Source organism: Brevundimonas alba (genome assembly GCF_011927945.1).
Lineage (GTDB): Bacteria > Pseudomonadota > Alphaproteobacteria > Caulobacterales > Caulobacteraceae > Brevundimonas > Brevundimonas alba.
The window spans coordinates 1,938,815-1,955,644 of record NZ_JAATJM010000001.1; the positions used below are offsets into that span (position 1 = coordinate 1,938,815).

General features: G+C 69.4%; 16 protein-coding genes. 12 read left to right on the forward strand and 4 right to left on the reverse strand.

Annotated elements, in window-relative coordinates:
* The first annotated feature begins 14 nt into the window (after nucleotides 1-14).
* From GGQ87_RS09490 to GGQ87_RS09505, 4 genes are read left to right on the forward strand one after another with little or no spacing between them, the layout of a single operon-like run.
* A complete protein-coding gene (locus GGQ87_RS09490; RefSeq protein WP_168046881.1) occupies nucleotides 15-1,130 on the forward strand; it encodes an MlaE family ABC transporter permease in 1,116 nt (371 codons plus the stop codon).
* Nucleotides 1,127-1,927 carry an ATP-binding cassette domain-containing protein gene (locus GGQ87_RS09495; RefSeq protein ID WP_168046883.1) on the forward strand — a complete coding sequence of 267 codons (801 nt, stop codon included), beginning with the start codon at nucleotides 1,127-1,129 and terminating at the stop codon, nucleotides 1,925-1,927. Before GGQ87_RS09490 ends, GGQ87_RS09495 begins: the two co-directional genes overlap by 4 nt.
* A 13-nt stretch (nucleotides 1,928-1,940) precedes the next feature.
* Nucleotides 1,941-2,879, forward strand: coding sequence for an MlaD family protein (locus GGQ87_RS09500; protein WP_168046885.1), 939 nt, complete (start codon nucleotides 1,941-1,943; stop codon nucleotides 2,877-2,879).
* Nucleotides 2,876-3,493, forward strand: a complete 618-nt coding sequence (locus GGQ87_RS09505; protein WP_168046887.1) for an ABC-type transport auxiliary lipoprotein family protein — start codon at nucleotides 2,876-2,878, stop codon at nucleotides 3,491-3,493. The genes GGQ87_RS09500 and GGQ87_RS09505 overlap by 4 nt, the downstream gene beginning before the upstream one ends.
* Here the strand turns inward: GGQ87_RS09505 and GGQ87_RS09510 are convergent, their stop codons facing one another.
* Nucleotides 3,494-4,339 carry a toxic anion resistance protein gene (locus tag GGQ87_RS09510; protein ID WP_168046889.1) on the reverse strand — a complete coding sequence of 282 codons (846 nt, stop codon included), beginning with the start codon at nucleotides 4,337-4,339 and terminating at the stop codon, nucleotides 3,494-3,496.
* A 156-nt stretch (nucleotides 4,340-4,495) separates the two neighbouring features.
* Between GGQ87_RS09510 and GGQ87_RS09515 the strand changes: the two genes are divergently transcribed.
* Nucleotides 4,496-5,662: an FAD-dependent oxidoreductase gene (locus GGQ87_RS09515; RefSeq protein ID WP_245161453.1), complete on the forward strand. Its 1,167-nt coding sequence runs from the start codon at nucleotides 4,496-4,498 to the stop codon at nucleotides 5,660-5,662.
* Here GGQ87_RS09515 and GGQ87_RS09520 read toward each other — a convergent pair.
* The 3 genes from GGQ87_RS09520 to GGQ87_RS09530 are packed head-to-tail and all read right to left on the reverse strand — an operon-like array spanning nucleotide 5,659 to nucleotide 7,212.
* Complete coding sequence (locus GGQ87_RS09520) at nucleotides 5,659-6,309, reverse strand: 3-oxoacid CoA-transferase subunit B (protein WP_168046891.1); 651 nt, start codon at nucleotides 6,307-6,309, stop codon at nucleotides 5,659-5,661. The genes GGQ87_RS09515 and GGQ87_RS09520 overlap by 4 nt on opposite strands.
* Before the next feature lie 4 nt (nucleotides 6,310-6,313).
* A complete protein-coding gene (locus GGQ87_RS09525; protein ID WP_168046893.1) occupies nucleotides 6,314-6,508 on the reverse strand; it encodes a hypothetical protein in 195 nt (64 codons plus the stop codon).
* The gene (locus GGQ87_RS09530) at nucleotides 6,508-7,212 is read right to left on the reverse strand and encodes a CoA transferase subunit A (protein WP_168046895.1); all 705 of its coding nucleotides are present in this window, start codon (nucleotides 7,210-7,212) and stop codon (nucleotides 6,508-6,510) included. Before GGQ87_RS09530 ends, GGQ87_RS09525 begins: the two co-directional genes overlap by 1 nt.
* Before the next feature lie 502 nt (nucleotides 7,213-7,714).
* On the opposite strand from GGQ87_RS09530, the gene GGQ87_RS09535 reads away from it, so the two are divergent.
* The 7 genes from GGQ87_RS09535 to GGQ87_RS09565 all read left to right on the forward strand — a co-directional run bounded on the left by GGQ87_RS09535 (nucleotide 7,715) and on the right by GGQ87_RS09565 (nucleotide 16,745).
* A complete protein-coding gene (locus tag GGQ87_RS09535; RefSeq protein ID WP_245161454.1) occupies nucleotides 7,715-8,737 on the forward strand; it encodes an SGNH/GDSL hydrolase family protein in 1,023 nt (340 codons plus the stop codon).
* Nucleotides 8,738-8,780: 43 nt separating this feature from the next.
* Nucleotides 8,781-10,040, forward strand: a complete 1,260-nt coding sequence (locus tag GGQ87_RS09540) for a GDSL-type esterase/lipase family protein (RefSeq protein ID WP_168046897.1) — start codon at nucleotides 8,781-8,783, stop codon at nucleotides 10,038-10,040.
* Complete coding sequence (locus tag GGQ87_RS09545) at nucleotides 10,041-11,489, forward strand: MBOAT family O-acyltransferase (protein WP_168046898.1); 1,449 nt, start codon at nucleotides 10,041-10,043, stop codon at nucleotides 11,487-11,489.
* Between the two features lie 16 nt (nucleotides 11,490-11,505).
* Nucleotides 11,506-12,042 carry a hypothetical protein gene (locus tag GGQ87_RS09550; protein WP_168046900.1) on the forward strand — a complete coding sequence of 179 codons (537 nt, stop codon included), beginning with the start codon at nucleotides 11,506-11,508 and terminating at the stop codon, nucleotides 12,040-12,042.
* Nucleotides 12,043-12,095: 53 nt separating this feature from the next.
* Nucleotides 12,096-13,418: a tyrosinase family protein gene (locus tag GGQ87_RS09555; protein WP_168046902.1), complete on the forward strand. Its 1,323-nt coding sequence runs from the start codon at nucleotides 12,096-12,098 to the stop codon at nucleotides 13,416-13,418.
* A complete protein-coding gene (locus GGQ87_RS09560) occupies nucleotides 13,415-14,239 on the forward strand; it encodes a zinc metalloprotease (protein ID WP_168044692.1) in 825 nt (274 codons plus the stop codon). The genes GGQ87_RS09555 and GGQ87_RS09560 overlap by 4 nt, the downstream gene beginning before the upstream one ends.
* A gap of 67 nt (nucleotides 14,240-14,306) precedes the next feature.
* Nucleotides 14,307-16,745 (forward strand): prolyl oligopeptidase family serine peptidase, encoded by a 2,439-nt coding sequence (locus GGQ87_RS09565; RefSeq protein ID WP_168046904.1) that lies wholly within the window; start codon nucleotides 14,307-14,309, stop codon nucleotides 16,743-16,745.
* Nucleotides 16,746-16,830 lie beyond the last annotated feature (85 nt).

A 16,830-nucleotide genomic window follows, 5' to 3' on the forward strand; every position in this document is an offset into this window, starting at 1 on the left:
ATCTAGGTAGGGGCATGGCCGCAGCGGACTTCGAGATCGACGAGGGCGGGGGGACGTTGACCCTGCGCCTGACGGGCGACTGGACCGCGACCAGCCTTGGCCGGATTTCGCGCCGGCTGGACGACGACCTGCATCAGCGCTGCGTCGACGCCGTCGATCTGAAGGATCTCGGCCGCTTCGACACGGCGGGAGCGCTCGCCATCGTTCAGGCCAGCAACTGCGTTCTGCCAGCCTCGGCCTGGAGTCAGCGCCCCGAAGCGGGGCGGACCTACGCCATGGTCGAGCGGCTGGAGCGCGAGAGCGCCGGTCCGCCGCGCCGGTCGCCCGGATGGGTGCGGGGCTTCGCCAAGGTCGGCCGTGGCGTTCAGGACATCGTCGCCGAGGCTACGCTGTCGATGGCTTTCCTCGGGCGACTGATCACCGCCTCGGGCACGGCGATGAAGCATCCCGGCCGCATCCGCTGGGCGGCGTGGTTCAGCCAGGGTGAGCGCTCGGGTCTCGACGCCATGCCGATTGTGGCTGTCACCAACTTCTTCATCGGCGCGGTCATCGCCTTCCTCGGCGCCAACCTGCTGACCCAGTTCGGCGCCGGCGTCTTCACGGTTCAGCTGGTGGCCGTCGCCACCTTGCGGGAACTGGCGGTGCTGATCACCGCCATCCTGTTGGCCGGGCGTTCGGCCTCGTCCTTCGCCGCCGAGATCGGTTCGATGCGAATGAACCAGGAGGTCGACGCCATGCAGGTCATGGGAGTCAATCCGTTCCAGGCGCTGGTCATCCCGCGGCTGACCGCGATGATCGTGATGATGCCGCTGCTGACCTTCATCGGTATTCTGGCGGGGCTGTTCGGCGGTCTGCTGGTGACCTGGAGCCAGCTCAGCTACGGGCCTGCCTTCTTCGTTCAGCGGATCAGCGAAGATCCGATGATGGGAACGCATCTGATGGTGGGTATGACCAAGGCGCCGGTCTTCGCGGTCGTTATCGCCGCCATCGGGTGCCGGCAGGGCATGGCCGTCGCCGGCGATGTGGAGAGTCTTGGCCGACGGGTGACCGCGGCCGTGGTGCAGGCCATCTTCGCCATCATTCTGCTGGACGCCATCTTCGCGCTGATCTTCCTGGAGCTGAACCTGTGAGCGCCGTCGAAGCACAGGCCAAGCCGGCTCCAGAACCCGAACGCCTGATCGAGGTGCGCGGACTGCTGAGCCAGTTCGGCGAGCGGACGATCCACGAGGACCTCGACCTCGATGTCGAGCGGGGCGAGGTGCTGGGCGTGGTGGGCGGCTCGGGTACGGGCAAGACGGTGCTGCTGAATACGATCATCGGACTGAAGGAGCCGGAGGGCGGCACGGTGAAGGTGCTCGGCCACGACCGCGCCGACCTGAGCAAGGAGCAGGAGGCGGACTTCGAGCGCCGCACCGGCATCCTGTTCCAGCAGGGCGCGCTGTTCTCGTCTCTGAGCGTGATCGACAACGTCGCTTCGCCGCTCGTCGAGCATACGCGGCTGTCGAAGGACGTGATTCGGGAGCTGGCCGAGATGAAGATCGCCATGGTCGGGCTGAAGCCCGAGGCGCATCATCTCAAGCCGGCCGAGCTGTCGGGCGGGATGCGCAAGCGGGTCGGACTGGCCCGGGCGCTGGCGCTGGATCCGGAACTGCTGTTCTTGGACGAGCCGACGGCGGGCCTGGATCCGATCGGCGCCGCGGCGTTCGACGACCTGATCCGCCAGCTGTCCGATGATCTCGGGCTGACGGTCTTCATGATCACCCACGACCTCGACAGCCTCTATGCCATCACCGACAAGGTGGCGGTGCTGGCGGACAAGCACGTCGTGGCCAAGGCTCCGGTGCAGGAACTGGAAAAATCGGACCATCCGTGGATCCGGGAATACTTCCTCGGCCCGCGCGGTCGCGCCGGCAAGAAGGCCGCCTGAGGAGAGCGGAGAGATGGAAAGAGACGCCCACTATGCCGCCGTCGGCATCGCCACCGTCGCCCTTCTGGCGGCGCTGGCCGTGTTCGCCATCTGGCTGGCCCGGCTGCAATTCAACAGCGACTACGACGTCTATGACATCGTCTTCTACGGTCCGGTTCGCGGTCTGTCAGAGGGTGGCGAGGTGCATTTCAACGGCATCCGCGTCGGCGAGGTCACGGACCTGAACCTCGATCCGAACAAGGGCGATCAGGTGATCGCGCGCATCCGTATCGACGGCACCACGCCGGTTCGCGTCACGTCGCGCGCCCAGCTGGAGCCGCAGGGCATCACCGGCCTCAACTACATCCAGATCACCGCGGGCAATCCGAACAGCGCGATCCTGAAGACCCAGTATCCCGACAACGTCGTGCCGGTGATCCAGAGCCAGCCGTCGCCGATCGCGGAGCTGCTGTCGGGGTCCGGGACGGTGCTGGCGCAGACGGTGGATGCGCTGAACCGGATCAACCGGGTGCTGTCGGACGACAATGTGCGGTCCTTCTCGACCAGCCTGAAGAACATCGAATCCCTGTCGACCGAGCTTGAGGCGCGGAAGGGAATGTTCGAGCAACTGGAGCAGGCCCTGACCCGCGCCAACGCGGCCATCGAGGAGTACCGCCTGCTGGGCGCCGACGCACGGCGGATCGTAGACACCGACGGCCGCGAGGCCATCGCCAACATCAACAAGGCGGCGCAGCAGGCGGAGCAGGCGGCGGCCTCGGCCAACCGCACGATCGGCGGCCTCGAGCGGCCGGTCGGCGACTTCGCCACGACGACGCTGCCGCAACTCCAGCAGACCATCCAGTCGCTCGACGAGGCGACGCGGTCGCTGCAGGGCCTCATCGACGAGGTCCGCAGCAGTCCGCGCGACTTCATCGGCCGTCCCGCCTCCAATGAGATCGAGGTCCAGCCATGACCCTTCGCGCCATTACCCGCCTCGCCGCCGCCGGAGCGCTCGCCGCCCTCGTCGGCGCCTGCGCCCTGCTGTCCTCGCCCGATCCGGTGCAGCTGTACCGGTTCGGTTCGGACGCCAGCACGTCGCCGACGAGCCCGATGGCGCAGTCGCCGATGCCGGTGCTGATGCGGCCCGTGAACTTCCCGGAGGCGTCCAAGGGCGATCGCATCCTCGGCGTGACAGGCCTTGAGGCGGCCTACATCAAGGGAGCCCGCTGGGTATCGCCCGCTGAAGATCTGTACGGCCAAAGCCTGCAGGCGGCGTTCGCGAGCCAGGCGACGCGGGTGCGGATCATCGGCCTGCGCGAGGCGTCGACCGCCGTGCGGACGCTGGACATCGACATTCAGGCCTTCGAGGCGCGTTACGCCGCCCCGGGAGCCGTGCCGGAGGTGCTGGTCACCGCGCGGGCGCGGATTCTGCGCTATCCCGAGCGGACGGTGGTGACGGAGAAGGCCTTCACGGTCCGGCAGCCAGCGGCCGAGAACCGGATCGGCGCGATCGTCGAGGCCTTTGATATGGCCAGCCGCGACCTGAATACGCAGATCGTCAGCTGGACCGAGGCGAACGTCGGCTGATCAGAGCGGCGCGCGCAGGGCGGACAGGCGGCCCTCGATCTCGCCGCGGCGGGCGCGGGACGCGGTCAGTTCGGCGAGCGTGCGGTCAATGCGGGCCAGCAGGGCGTCGCGCAGGCTTATCAGCCGCTCGCGATCGGGGCGCACCTTCTTCGGGCGTTTGCCGGCGAGACCGAGGGCTTCGCTCCAGCCCTGTCGCCATTCCACGAAGCCGTCGCCGCAGGCTTTGAGCGCCTCCGCAGCGCGGGCGTCTGCGTTCTGGGCACCGCGGATCAGGGGCAAGGCGCCGAGGGCGGCGGCGCGGCAGGCGTCGAGTGTCGCCTTGCGCTCTTCCAGAGGATGCGGCGGGGCGTCGTCGGCGGCGACGTGGCCGGAGAGGCGGCGGGCGGCGGCGAGGAGGTGGGCGTCGATCTCGACCATGGCGTCGCGTAGTTCGGACCAGAGGCCGTCCAGAGCCCCGGAGCGGCGGGCGGCGTCCTCGATCCGGCCGGTCAGATCGTTGGCGACATCGGAGACGGCGGCCGCAGCGTGGCGGAAGCTTTCGCGGAAGGCCTTGAGCCGGCCGTTGCGGCTGTCGAACAGGCCGGCGAGGCCGCGGCGGGGTTCGAGCGCCGACGGATCGAGCCGGGCAAGGGCGGCGCGGGCGTTGGCGAGACGTTCGGCGGCCGCGGCCAGATCGCCGGTGCGGGCGGCGGCGAGCGCCTGTTCCAGTTTGGCGACGGCGGCGGCCCGGGCGGGCTCGGCGAAGGCGTCGGTCGTGGCGTCATCCGAGGCGGAGTGGATCGCCTCGACGCGGGCGGCGTCGGGCGTCGGGGCGTGGCCCTGCCAGCGGTAGGCTCCGTCGGCCATCACTCAGACTCCGGCTCCGGCACCCTGCCGGCGCGAGACTATGGCTACGACTTGGGCGCGGTGGCAACGGCGACGCTTGAGCCGATTGCTGCTTCGGGCGGCGGATGATACCCGGCTGGAGCCCTCCGGCCCGGGAGATCGACACTGGACGCTCAGTTGCACCGAAGGATGGTCCTGGCCGGGCTGGGGTATGCCGGACTGGCCGGATGCGCCTCGGGGCCCGCCGCTCTGACGACATCGACACGGCCGCGTTTTCAGCCCCAGCCCTTCGCGCGGCTGCTGACCGATCCGGGGCGGCTGAGCCGGATCACGGTGTGCCTGAGGCCTTTCCGGGCGCAGGGGCCGCGGATCGAGGTGGAGCGGGTCGGCGACAAGCGGGTGGTTCACAACTATGGCCATGGCGGCTCGGGCTGGTCGCTCTCGTGGGGATCGGCCGTCGCGGCGCGCGATCTGGCGCTGGAAGGTGGTCAGCGGCAGGTGGCCGTCATCGGCTGCGGCGCGCTGGGCCTGACCGCGGCGCTGCAGATCCTGAGGGCGGGGGCGCAGGTCACGATCTATGCGACCGAACGGACGCCCTATACGCGGTCCGCGCGGGCGACCGGCGTGTGGTCGCCCCAGTCGCGGCTGTCGCTGGAGGGCGGCACGGATGCCGGCTTCCCGGCGCGCTGGGAGGCGATGGCGCGGGCGTCCTGGGCGGCGCATCACAGCTTCATCGGGCTGGACGGCGATCCGGTCCGCTTCATCGACACCTACGAGCTGGAGGATGGGTCGGGGGGCGGCGGGGCGGTTGGACCGGCGCCCGTCGACACGTCGGTCCGGTTCCAGCATCTCCGGGGCCAGCTGACCGATATCGGCCCGGACGGCCGCGACCTTACCGCGGATGAGCATCCGTTCCCGGTCGCGAGCGCCCTAGTCTATCCGAACATGACCTTCAACGTCGCCGAATATGCGCGGCAGATCACGGAGGCCTTCCTGATGGAGGGCGGGCGGATCGCGCAGCGGACGTTTCACGCGCCGTCGGAGCTGGCGGAGCTGGCCGAGCCGGTGGTGGTCAACTGCACCGGATATGGCGCGCGGGCGCTGTTCGGGGACGAGAGCGTGATTCCGGTGCGGGGCCAGATCGGCTGGCTGACGCCGCAGCCGGAACTCACCTACGGGCTGAACTACCGGTCGATCAGCATGGTGCCGCGCCACGACGGGATCGTGATCCAGGCCAATGGCTCGGGCGAGCGGGTCGGTTATGGCATCGACGACGAGACGCCGAACCGGGCCGAGACCGAAGAGGCCCTCGCGGTGCTGGCGACGCTGTACCGCGAACGTTAGCCGACGCCGGGGGCGACGGTGTAGGTGGCCTCGGTCTTGGAGGCGACTTCCTCGAGGGTGACGCCGTCGGCCAGTTCGATCAGTTCGAGGCCCGCGCCGTCCGGCTTGACGTCGAAGACGCACAGGTCGGTGATGACGCGGCTGACCACGCCCGTGCCGGTCAGGGGCAGGGTGCAGGCCTTCAGCACCTTGGACTGGCCGTGCTTGTTGGCGTGATCCATGACCACCACCACGCGCTTGACGCCGGCGACGAGATCCATGGCGCCGCCCATGCCCTTCACCAGCTTGCCCGGGATCATCCAGTTTGCGATGTCGCCGTTCTCCGCCACTTCCATGGCGCCGAGGATGGACAGGTTGATGTGGCCGCCGCGGATCATCGCGAAGCTGTCCGAGGAGCTGAAATAGGAGCTCTCGGGAATCTGGGTGATCGTTTGCTTGCCGGCGTTGATCAGGTCGGCGTCGACGTCTTCGTCATAAGGGAAGGGGCCCATGCCGAGCATGCCGTTCTCGGACTGGAGGGTGACCTCCATGCCTTCGGGGATGTAGTTGGCGACGAGCGTCGGGATGCCGATGCCGAGGTTCACATAGAAGCCGTCCTGCAGCTCCTTCGCGGCGCGTTCGGCCAGTTGTTCGCGGGTGCGGGGCATGGGATCAGCCTTGTTGCGGGGCTTCGGCGGCGGCGGCAGGCGCCGCGGACCGGGTCGACTTGCGGAGGTCGCGGGCGGCGTCGGACAGGTCGTCGCTCAGCGAGCAGGTGTTGAGCATGATCAGGATCAGCAGGATGACGATCCAGACGAGCTTGTCGTTGATCTTCTTCAGCAGGTCGTAATGGGCCTGGTCATTCATCACGCGGTCTCCCGCTGACGGATCGTGCGCTGTTCGATGCGCTTCTCGGGCACGGTCAGGACGATGCGGTCGACGTAGATGCCGGGGGTGTGGATGTGGTCCGGGTCGATCGAGCCCGTGGGGACGATCTCCTCCACCTCGACGACGCAGGCCTTGCCGGCCGTCGCCATCATCGGATTGAAGTTGCGGGCCGTCTTGCGGAAGACGAGGTTGCCGCGCTCGTCGGCCTTCCAGGCCTTGACGATGGACAGGTCGGCGACGAGGCCGGTTTCCATGACGTACTGGCGGCCGTCGAACTCGCGGACTTCCTTGCCCTCGGCGACGAGGGTGCCGACGCCAGTGGCGGTGAAGAAGGCGGGGATGCCGGCGCCGCCCGCGCGGATGCGCTCGGCCAGGGTGCCCTGCGGGTTGAACTCGAGTTGGAGCTCGCCGGCCAGATACTGGCGTTCGAACTCCTTGTTCTCGCCGACGTAGGACGAGATCATCTTGGCGATCTGGCGCGTCTCCAGCAGTTGGCCGAGGCCGAAGCCGTCGACGCCGGCGTTGTTGGAGATGACCGTCAGACCCTTGGCGCCGCTGTCGCGCAGGGCCGCGATCAGGTGCTCGGGGATGCCGCAAAGGCCGAAGCCGCCGGACATGACGGTCATGCCGTCGAACGTCAGGCCCTCCAGCGCGGATTTCGCGTCGGGGAAGATCTTCCGCATCGCTTCCTCTTATTTTTCACCGCCTGATGAATATCGACGGCCTTTCGCCGTCCGTAACGCGGGCAGGGGCGGGGAGCAAGGGCGGCGGGGCGCCGTGGCGATGGCAGTCGAACGGGGCTGAGGGTGGTTTTACCCGGGTACAAACTAAAAAAAGGGGTCCGAAGAGTCCGGAGAGTCGGTTTTGCTCTTGGGGACGCCTGTGGCGGCGAGAGCGGATTTCGATTGTCAAAGACCGGTGGCGGAAACGAGCGGGAGCATTATACGGCCACTGGATAGCGTGCTCAGAAGATCAGCTCGAGAAAAGGCGATGTGGCTGAAGTCGCACGGGTTTGTCGCCGCTATCCGACTACAGATCCGCGGATTGCAAGCACAGCGTCGTGGCGATTTCGTCTCCCCCTGTCGCGGGCGATGGGGAGGAGACGAGAGTGGCACGTTAACCTTTTTCTTCGCGTGAGGCGGGCGTGCGATGGTCAGGGGGCGGGGATAGCGTAAAAGGCGAGGCTTGGGTGACTGGCGTTCGGGGGACGAGTTGCGGGCTGGCGTCAACACATTGACGGTGACCTTCGTGGTCGGGGTGCTGGCCGGACTGCTGCTGACGCCGGACGGGCGGCACTGGCTGCGCAATCCGACGGTGATGCTGGGCGACCGGGCGAATGCCTCGGCCCCGGCCGAGCGGCTGCCAGCCGCCCCCGCACCGGTCGTGGCGGTCGCCGCACCCGCCATGCCGGCCGTTACGCCGCTGTCGGCGCGGCTTACGCACGGGCCGCTGCGGATTGGCGTGTTCGGTGACTCGATGGCGGACGGCCTTTACGCCGGCCTGTACCGCGACCTGCGCGACCAGCCGAAGGTGACGGTGACGCGGTTTTCAGAGGTGTCGACGGGCCTGTCGCGATACGACTACGTCGACATCCAGGCCAAGACCGAGCGGCAGATCAACGAGACGCCGGTCGATGTGGCGGTGATCCTGTTCGGCACCAATGACGCCCAGGGCATCAGCCTGGATGGCGTGATCCACGACTTCGGCACCGAGGGCTGGAAGGCCGCCTATGCGACGCGGATCGACAATCTGGTGGCGATGCTGCGTAGCCGCGACGTTGCGGTCTACTGGGTCGGACTGCCGCGCATGAAGAGCGAGCGGTTCGACGGCCGGATGGCGCTGATCAACGGCGTCGTCGAGGCCCGGATGAAGGCGCTGGGCGTGCCGTATCTGGAGACCACGGGCCTGACCTCGAACGACGAGGGGCGCTACGAGGCCTATCTGCCGAACCCCAGCGGGCGGAAGGTGCTGATGCGGGCCAACGACGGGATCCACATGTCGATGGCCGGCTATCTGCGCATGAGCGGACCGGTGGCCGAGCGGCTGAAGCGGGACGCCGGGCTGTCAGTTCCTTCTACCGCTCATCCCCGCGAAGGCGGGGATCCAGTCCTGTCCAGCGAAGCGCCGGGGCTTGAGGACAATGGGCGTGGGGACTCCAGGGCACGACCGGTCACCCAAAGAACTGGGTCCCCGCCTTCGCGGGGATGAGCGGTTGAGAAGGGGGCGCTTCAATCCGGGTCTGGCGGGAGCCGTGCTGGCCACGCTTCTGATCGCCGCGCCGGCCGCCGCCCAGACGGCCTATGAGGCCATGGCGCCGCTGGAGCCGGGGACGGGGGTGTGCCCGAGCGGCCTGTGCCAGCCCGAGGGGCTGCAGACGTTCTTCACAGGGCTGGCGATGACGGAGGCGGGGCGTCGAACCCGACCGGTGCATGTGCTGCAGATCGGGGACAGCCACACGGCCGGAGACCGGATCACCGGCAAGCTGAGGGTGGAGCTGCAACAGCGGTTCGGCCGCGCGGGCCGGGGCGTGCTGCCCCCCGGCGTGCCCTATGACGGTTACGCGCCCTTTCATGTCGCCGTGGGCTCCGCGGGCTGGGTGACCGAAATAGCGCCGCTGCAGCCGCCTGCTGGGACGGCCTCGCCGCGTGTCGGGCTCAGCGGGGCTCGGTCGACCGGCGCCGGCGATGCGGTGATGGGCTTTGAGCTGGAGCCCGGGTCGGAAGCCACGGGGGTCGGCGTCTGCGGCCGGGCGAGGGGGCCGGGCCCCGGTCTCGCGATCGAGTTCAGGGGCACGATCCAGGCGCTCGACTTCAACGGCGGGGGACCGGAGGCCGAGGTCTGCCGGTCGATGGCGTTCGGGGGTGCGACGAACGACGTGCGGCTGCGGCCGCTCGGCGATGGCGTGGTGATCGATTCCGTGAGGCTGGACGGGGCGGGGCCGGGCGTCGTGCTTTCGAACCTGGGGCGGGTGGGCGCCACCCTGCGCGATCTGGCGGCGCGGGACGAGGGGACCGTCTCGGCCGAGCTGGAGGCGTGGCGACCGGACCTGATCGTGCTGGCGTTCGGCACCAACGAGGGGTTCGACGACGCCTTCGAGCCCGCCGCCTACGAGGCGCTGCTGCGGGGGCAGGTGGCGCGGCTGAGGACACTGGCGCCCGGCGTGTCCATCATGATCCTGGGCGCTCCGGACGGGCAGCGCAGTGGGGTCGCGGGAGGGTGCAGCGCGGATGGCGTGCGGGCGCCGCCGCCTTCGCTGGCGTTGGTCCGCGACGTGCAGGGACGGGTCGCCGCCGACATGGGTGTGGCGTTCTGGGACTGGCATGGGCGGATGGGCGGCGACTGTTCGGCGGACCGGCTGGCGTTGAGGGCGGAGCCCTATATGCGGGGCGACCGGGTGCATTTCAGCAGCGCCGGGTCGGACTGGATCGGCGGCGTGCTGGCCGGCGATCTGCTGGGCGCCTACGACGCGTGGAAGGCGACCGGTAACACGGGTTCTGGGGGCGCGGAGTAGATGCTGTTCCCCACGCTGGCGTTCGGCGTCTTCTTCCTGATCGTCTATTTCACCGCCTGGTCGCTGGATCGCGAGAACGGCAAGCGGAAGCTGTTCCTGCTGCTGGCCAGCTGGTTCTTCTATGCGCAGTGGGACTGGCGGTTCGTCGGCCTGCTGATCGGATCGGCAATCCTGAACTGGGGCGTGGCGGCGCTGATCGCGCGCGACCGCGAGCGGCGGGGCGTCGGCCCGGGTGAAAAAGGCGGCAACGGCTGGCTGGTGGCGCTGGGCGCGACGGCCAATCTGCTGATCCTCGGCTTCTTCAAATACTACGGCTTCTTCGTTCAGGAGGCGGGGGAGCTGCTGGCGCGGTTCGGATGGGAGCGGGACCTGCCGCTGCTGCAGATCGTGCTGCCGGTCGGGATTTCCTTCTTCACCTTCCAGGGCGTCAGCTACGTCGTCGACGTGCATCGCGGGAAGACGCCGCCGGCGAAGAGCCTGCTCGACGTCATGCTGCTGATGAGCTTCTTCCCGCATCTGGTGGCGGGGCCGATCGTGCGGGCGTCGGACCTGCTGCCGCAGTTCGACCGGACGCCGCGGCTGACCCGCGAGATGGCCACCCACGGCCTGCTGCTGATCGTGTGGGGCCTGTTCAAGAAGACGGTGATCGCGTCGGAGCTGTCGACGCATCTGGTCGATCCGGTGTTCTTCGATCCGACCGCGTTCGGGGCGCTGGACATCGCGGCGGCGGTCTATGGCTATGCGGTCCAGATATACTGCGACTTCTCGGCCTATTCGGACATGGCGATCGGGCTGGCGGCGCTGCTGGGCTATTCCTTCCCGAGGAATTTCGACCAGCCGTACCGGGCGGCGTCGATGCAGAGCTTCTGGCGGCGCTGGCACATCAGCCTGTCGAGCTGGCTCAGGGATTATCTCTACGTGCCGCTGGGGGGCGGCCGACGGGGGCTGTTGGCCAGCTGCATCAACGTCTTCATCACCATGGTTCTTGGGGGGCTATGGCACGGGGCGGCGCTGACCTTCCTGGCGTGGGGCGCGCTGCACGGGGGCGTGCAGGTGATCGAGCGGCTGGGACGGGCGGTGTTCAGGCGGCCGGAGGGGGCCGAGGAACGACGGTCCGTGCTGCTGACGGTGGTGGGGGTGCTGGTGACCTTCCACATCGTCTGTCTCGGCTGGATCCTGTTCCGGGCCGAGAGCTTCGATCTGGCGCTGCAGGTGCTGGAAGGGCTGGGGCGCGCGGGACCGGCGGTGATGCTGACGCCGCTGCTGCTGGCGCTGATCGTCGGCGGGCTGGCGATGCACTGGCTGCCGCCGCGGGCCATCGAGGGGATGGCCGAGCGGCTGAAGGGGGCGCCGTCGATCACGCTGGGCCTGCTGATCGGGGCGGCCATACTGCTGGTCGAGGCGGTGCGGCCCGAGGGCGTGGCGCCCTTCATCTATTTCCAGTTCTAGGGCGTTGGAGGGAGGCATGACGAACTATCGCGACGAGCCGCCGATCCCGCTGGAGCCGTTCCCGACGGTGCGCGGCGACTCGCCGTTCCCGCCGCTGGCCGAGAGCGTGGCGCCGCCGGCGGCCGCCGAGCCCGACCCGCCGAGCGACTGGATCGAGCGGGCCGACGCCCACGACCTGCCGACGCGGGAGAATGCGCTGGTGGCGCTGGGGCGGTTCGCCTTCCCGCCGGCGCCGCCGCTGGACGAGGAGGGCGTGGCGGCGCGCGACCGGCGCTGGACCAGCCGGACGGTGATGGTGGCGGCGGTCTTCCTGCTGGTGTTCAACGCGGTGTCGCCGCTGAACTGGTCGCGGCAGCAGCCGCCAGGCTGGGTCCCGGAGACGGTGCGTCAGCTTTCGGAAGTGTGGGTGGCGCGGCTGGCGGTGTTCGGCGTGGACATGCCGCGGCAGGGCGTGCGCGAGGGCTGGGATGCGGCGCGGCGGGCGCGGTTCGTCGGGCAGACGCAGGATTCCGGAACGGCGGCGGACGGCTCGACAGCGGCGGCGGAACCGTGAAAGCTGCGCCCTAGCCGGCGCACGCGCAGGGCTGTGGGGACGGGGGCGTTTCGATGAGAATGAACCGGCGCGCGGCGCTGGCCGGAGGGGCTGCGGCGATCATGGCGGCGGGCGCAGCGCAGGCGCAGACGCCAGCGCGCATCCGCAAGGGCGCGGGCTCGCTGACGGTGACCAGCGACGACGTCGTCGCGTTCGGCGAGGCGGTGCGGACGATGAAGCGGCGCAACGACGCCCTGTCGTGGACGCGCCAGACGCAGATCCATCACCGCAGTTCGCAGCACAACAACGGCCTGTTCTTGCCGTGGCACCGGCAGCAGCTAGTGCATATGGAACGGATCGTTGCGCGGCTGACGGGGCACGACAGCTTCGCCATGCCGTACTGGGACTGGCAGGAGCATCGGTTCCTGCCGGACTGGGTCGCGGGACGGGATGCGCCGCTGTACGAGCGGGAGCGGGCGCGGGGGGTGGAGACGCTGGACTTCGCGGCGGCGCGCTGGGCGGAGTCGCCCTATTCGGCCAAGTTGGCGTCGGACGATTTCCCGACCTTCTTCGGCAAGCTGCCGGAGGGGGCGGGGATGGTCGAGGGCTACGGCCACAACCACGTCCATCAGCTGATCGGCGGGGCGATGAAGCACCCACGGACCTCGGCGCAGGACCCGATGTTCTGGCTGCACCACAGCAATGTCGACCGGGTCTGGGCGACCTGGCATCGCAACCGGGGCGGAGAGGGGCTGTATCCGGCGGATTGGACGGGGCTGACGGTGACCGGCTTTGTCGATGCGGACGGGCGCGAGGTCAGACAATTGCCGGTGGGCGGGACGCTGGAGACGCGGCCGCTGGGGTATGACTACGACCGGCTGTATCCTTTCCCGGTGTTCAATGTGCCGGAGGCCGGGCCGCCCGGGGCGACGCGGCGGGTTCCGGTCGGTGGACAGAGCTGGACGGTGCGGGCCGACGCCGCGCCGGGGAGCGGCCGGATGCGGCTGGACCTGCCGGACCAGGCGGTGGCGCGGATGCGGGAGGCCGACGACACGCTGATGATCGTGGGCGAGGGGGCGGTGGCCTATGCCCGGGAGGCGGGGCTGGAGGACCGGTCGCTGGAGATCCGGCTGACGACGGGAGGGCGGGAGCGGCCGCTGGGCTCGTCTCCGACCTTCGTGCACCTGCCGGAGCCGGGCGAGCATCAGCATCATCGCGGGCCCTATGTGCTGCCGTTCCGGTTCGGGGAGGAGGTGCTGAACCTGCTGGCCTCGGGCGACGGGCCGGCGGCGGTGACGGTGTTCGCGGAGGACTTGGATCCGGCGGCGGGGCGGGCGGATGCGCGGGCCGAGTGGATCGAACTGAAGCTGACGCTGACGGAGACGCGCTGGGCATGACCCGTTTGAGACTCGTCCTGATGCTGCTCCTCGCTGCGCTGGCCGCGGCGCCCCTGGCGAGCTGTTCGATCTTCCAGCAGCAGGAGCCGTCCTACATCCCGCCGCCACCGCCGCCACCGCCGCCCCCTCCGCCGCCACCGCCTCCGCCGCCGCCCCCTCCGCCGATCGTCACCGCGCCGCCTCCGGCGCAGGCCGACATGTGGCCGGCGGGGCTCGTGCCGATGTGCTTCCAGAGCCCGGCGGAAGAGGACGGCTGGGCGCGAGCCAAGGTGCTGGATGCGGCCGCGGCTTGGGAGGCCGTGGCCAGGGTGGACTTCGACATCCGCGCCGACTGCGCCGACAGCCCGACGATGGGGCCGAACCGGCGCATCCCGATCCGCATCGTCCACGACCCGGAGCTGTTCGCCTCGGCCAGCCATCTGGGCGTCAATCTGGTGCGCGGCGGGACCGTGACGCTGAACGCCGAATATCTGGTCACCAACCGCATCTGCGGGCGCCGCGGCAGCGTGGGCGGGGAGAGCTGTTTCTACGCCGACGCCCTGCACGAACTGGGGCATGCGCTCGGTTTCAGCCACGACCACGTCAGCCCGCGCGCGCCGGACTGCGTGGCGCGGATGGAGACGCCGGAGCCGGAGGACGCGGAGGAGACCTATTACGACGCGGCCTCGATCATGAACTACTGCAACGCCGAGCGGTGGAAGGGCCAGTTGAGCCCGGCGGACATCTGCTCGATCCGTGCGGCCTATGGCGACCGGGAGGGGCGGATGCCGACGCGGGCGAGCTGCTATGCGATGACCGGCGCGGCGCCGCGGCGGCCTTGACCCGCGCGGACGGGCGACCCTAGCCTGCCCCGCCCGCTGGACGGACCGGCGGCACTGGGGAGTGAACATGCGTCATCGTCTTCTCGGCCGGGCCCTGCCCGCCTTCGTGCTGATCGCCGCGCTCGCCGGGCCCGCGCTGGCTCAGGACGGGCTGACCTATCAGCAGCCACCGGCGCCGATCGCGGACATTCTGGACGCGAAGCCGACGCCGACGCCGAGCCTGAGCCCCGATCACGCGACCCTCGCGCTGTTCGACCGGTCCAACCTGCCGCCGATCGCGGAGCTGGCGGAACCGATGCTGCGGCTGGGCGGATACCGGATCAATCCGAGGAACAACGGCCAGTCGAATAGCCGGGTGACCTGGCTGACGGGGCTGGATCTGCAGCAGGCCATTCCAGGCGGCGCGACCGCGAGGATCGTTCTGCCCGCCAACGCCCGCTTCCTGTCACCGTCGTGGTCGCCGGACTCGCGCTCGATCGCCCTGCTGATGGATGCGCCGACCGGGCTGGAGCTGTGGGTCGTCGACGTGTCGCGCGGCATGGCGCGGAAGTTGACGGACGCGCGGGTCAACGCGGCCGGGGGCGGGGCGTTCGACTGGCTGCCCGACAGCTCGGGCCTGATCGTACGCATGACGCCCGAGGGCCGGGGCCCGGCTCCTGACGTAAGCCGCGCGCCGAGCGGCCCGACGATCGAGGAAAGCATGGGCCGGGCGGCTCCGGCGCGGACCTATCAGGACCTGCTGTCCAGTCCGGGCGACGAGGCGCTGTTCGACTACTATTTCACTTCGCAGCTGACGCTGGTTCCGCTGAACGGCGCGCCGAGGACGCTGGGAGAGCCGGCGATCTATCTGGGCTCGAGCGTGTCGCCGGACGGCCGCTATGTGCTGCAGACGATGGCCAGGCGGCCGTTCAGCTATGTCGTGCCGGCCTCGCTTTTCCCGGCCACGGTGAGGGTGACGGACCTGCAGGGGCGTGAGGTGCACCGGATCGCCGACCTGCCGCTGCGCGACAATATCCCGACGCCCTTCGACGCCGTGGCGCCGGGACCGCGCTCGGTGCAGTGGCGGGCCGACGCCCCCTCGACGCTGGTGTGGACCGAGGCGCAGGACGGAGGCGATCCGCGCACGCCGGCGGAGGTGCGCGACCGGGTCCTGATGCTGGCCGCGCCGTTCAGCGGGCAACCGACGACCCTGGTCGATCTGAAGGAGCGCTATGGCGGCCTGACGTGGGGCGATGCGGATACGGCGCTGGTCTACAGCCGCTGGTTCAACACCCGCCATGAGACGCGGATCGTCGTCGATCCGTCGAACCCCGGAGCGGGGCGGGTGCTGCTGGAGCGGAATTATCAGGATCGCTACAACGATCCGGGCTTCCCCCTGACCGAGCCGAATGCGGCCGGCTTCCCGGTGGCGCGGTTTGCGTCGGATGGACGGGTACTGATGACCGGCGCGGGGGCGACGCGGGAGGGGGAGTATCCGTTCCTCGCGGCCATGGATCTCAACAGTGGTCAGACCGAGCGCCTGTGGACTTCGGCCAACGGCGACTACGAGAGCGTGGTCGGCATTCTGGACGACGCGGGCCGGCGGCTGGTGACGCGGCGCGAGACCCGCAACGATCCGCCGAACCTGTATCTGCGCAATCTGGACGACGGCCAGTCTGACGCTCTGACGGCCTTCCCCGATCCGGCGCCGCAGCTGGCCGGCGTGTCTAAACAGCTGATCAGCTACACCCGCGCCGACGGGGTGCAACTGTCCGGCACGCTGTATCTGCCGGCGGGCTACGACAAGGATCGCGACGGTCCGCTGCCGCTGGTGATGTGGGCCTATCCGGCCGAGTTCACCGACGCGGCGGTGGCGGGGCAGGTCGTCGATACGGCCAACCGGTTCACCCGGCCGGGCGGCATCAGTCATCTGTTCCTGCTGACCCAGGGCTATGCGGTGCTGGACGATCCCTCGTTCCCGATCATCGGCAAGGACGGGGCCGAGCCGAACGACACCTATATCGAGCAACTGACGGCGGACGCGCAGGCGGCGGTCGATGCGGTCGTCGGGATGGGCGTGGCGGACCGCGACCGGATCGCGGTCGGCGGGCACAGCTACGGCGCCTTCATGACCGCCAACCTGCTGGCCCATACCGACCTGTTCCGCGCCGGTATCGCGCGCTCTGGCGCTTACAACCGCACCCTGACGCCGTTCGGCTTCCAGTCCGAGCAGCGGACCTACTGGGAGGCGCCGGAGACCTATGACGCCATGTCGCCTTTCGCCTATGCGGACAAGGTCAACGAGCCGATCCTGCTGATCCACGGCGAGGCGGACGACAATTCGGGCACCTTCCCGATCCAGTCGGAGCGGTTCTATGCGGCGTTGAAGGGGCACGGCGCTACGGTGCGCTACGTGGTCCTGCCGCTGGAGGCGCACGGCTATCGCGCGCGGGAGTCGGTGGGCCACACGCTGTGGGAGATGACCCGATGGCTGGATACCTATGTGAAGAACGCCCCGCCGCGGTAGGAGCGAGGCTCCCGGCTGCAGAGGCGACAAAGAAAAAGGGCCCGGGGGGTGAACCCCCGGGCCCTTCGTCACGCTGGAGGGCGGA

Excerpts from the sequence above, each read along its gene's own strand:
- GGQ87_RS09510 (WP_168046889.1), bottom strand. The coding sequence starts at position 4,339 with ATGGCCGACGGAGCCTACCGCTGGCAGGGCCACGCCCCGACGCCCGAC.
- GGQ87_RS09550 (WP_168046900.1), top strand. The coding sequence starts at position 11,506 with ATGACGAACTATCGCGACGAGCCGCCGATCCCGCTGGAGCCGTTCCCG.
- GGQ87_RS09555 (WP_168046902.1), top strand. The coding sequence starts at position 12,096 with ATGAGAATGAACCGGCGCGCGGCGCTGGCCGGAGGGGCTGCGGCGATC.
- GGQ87_RS09500 (WP_168046885.1), top strand. The coding sequence starts at position 1,941 with ATGGAAAGAGACGCCCACTATGCCGCCGTCGGCATCGCCACCGTCGCC.
- GGQ87_RS09520 (WP_168046891.1), bottom strand. The coding sequence starts at position 6,309 with ATGCCCCGCACCCGCGAACAACTGGCCGAACGCGCCGCGAAGGAGCTG.
- GGQ87_RS09530 (WP_168046895.1), bottom strand. The coding sequence starts at position 7,212 with ATGCGGAAGATCTTCCCCGACGCGAAATCCGCGCTGGAGGGCCTGACG.
- GGQ87_RS09490 (WP_168046881.1), top strand. The coding sequence starts at position 15 with ATGGCCGCAGCGGACTTCGAGATCGACGAGGGCGGGGGGACGTTGACC.
- GGQ87_RS09545 (WP_168046898.1), top strand. The coding sequence starts at position 10,041 with ATGCTGTTCCCCACGCTGGCGTTCGGCGTCTTCTTCCTGATCGTCTAT.
- GGQ87_RS09560 (WP_168044692.1), top strand. The coding sequence starts at position 13,415 with ATGACCCGTTTGAGACTCGTCCTGATGCTGCTCCTCGCTGCGCTGGCC.
- GGQ87_RS09565 (WP_168046904.1), top strand. The coding sequence starts at position 14,307 with ATGCGTCATCGTCTTCTCGGCCGGGCCCTGCCCGCCTTCGTGCTGATC.
- GGQ87_RS09505 (WP_168046887.1), top strand. The coding sequence starts at position 2,876 with ATGACCCTTCGCGCCATTACCCGCCTCGCCGCCGCCGGAGCGCTCGCC.
- GGQ87_RS09525 (WP_168046893.1), bottom strand. The coding sequence starts at position 6,508 with ATGAATGACCAGGCCCATTACGACCTGCTGAAGAAGATCAACGACAAG.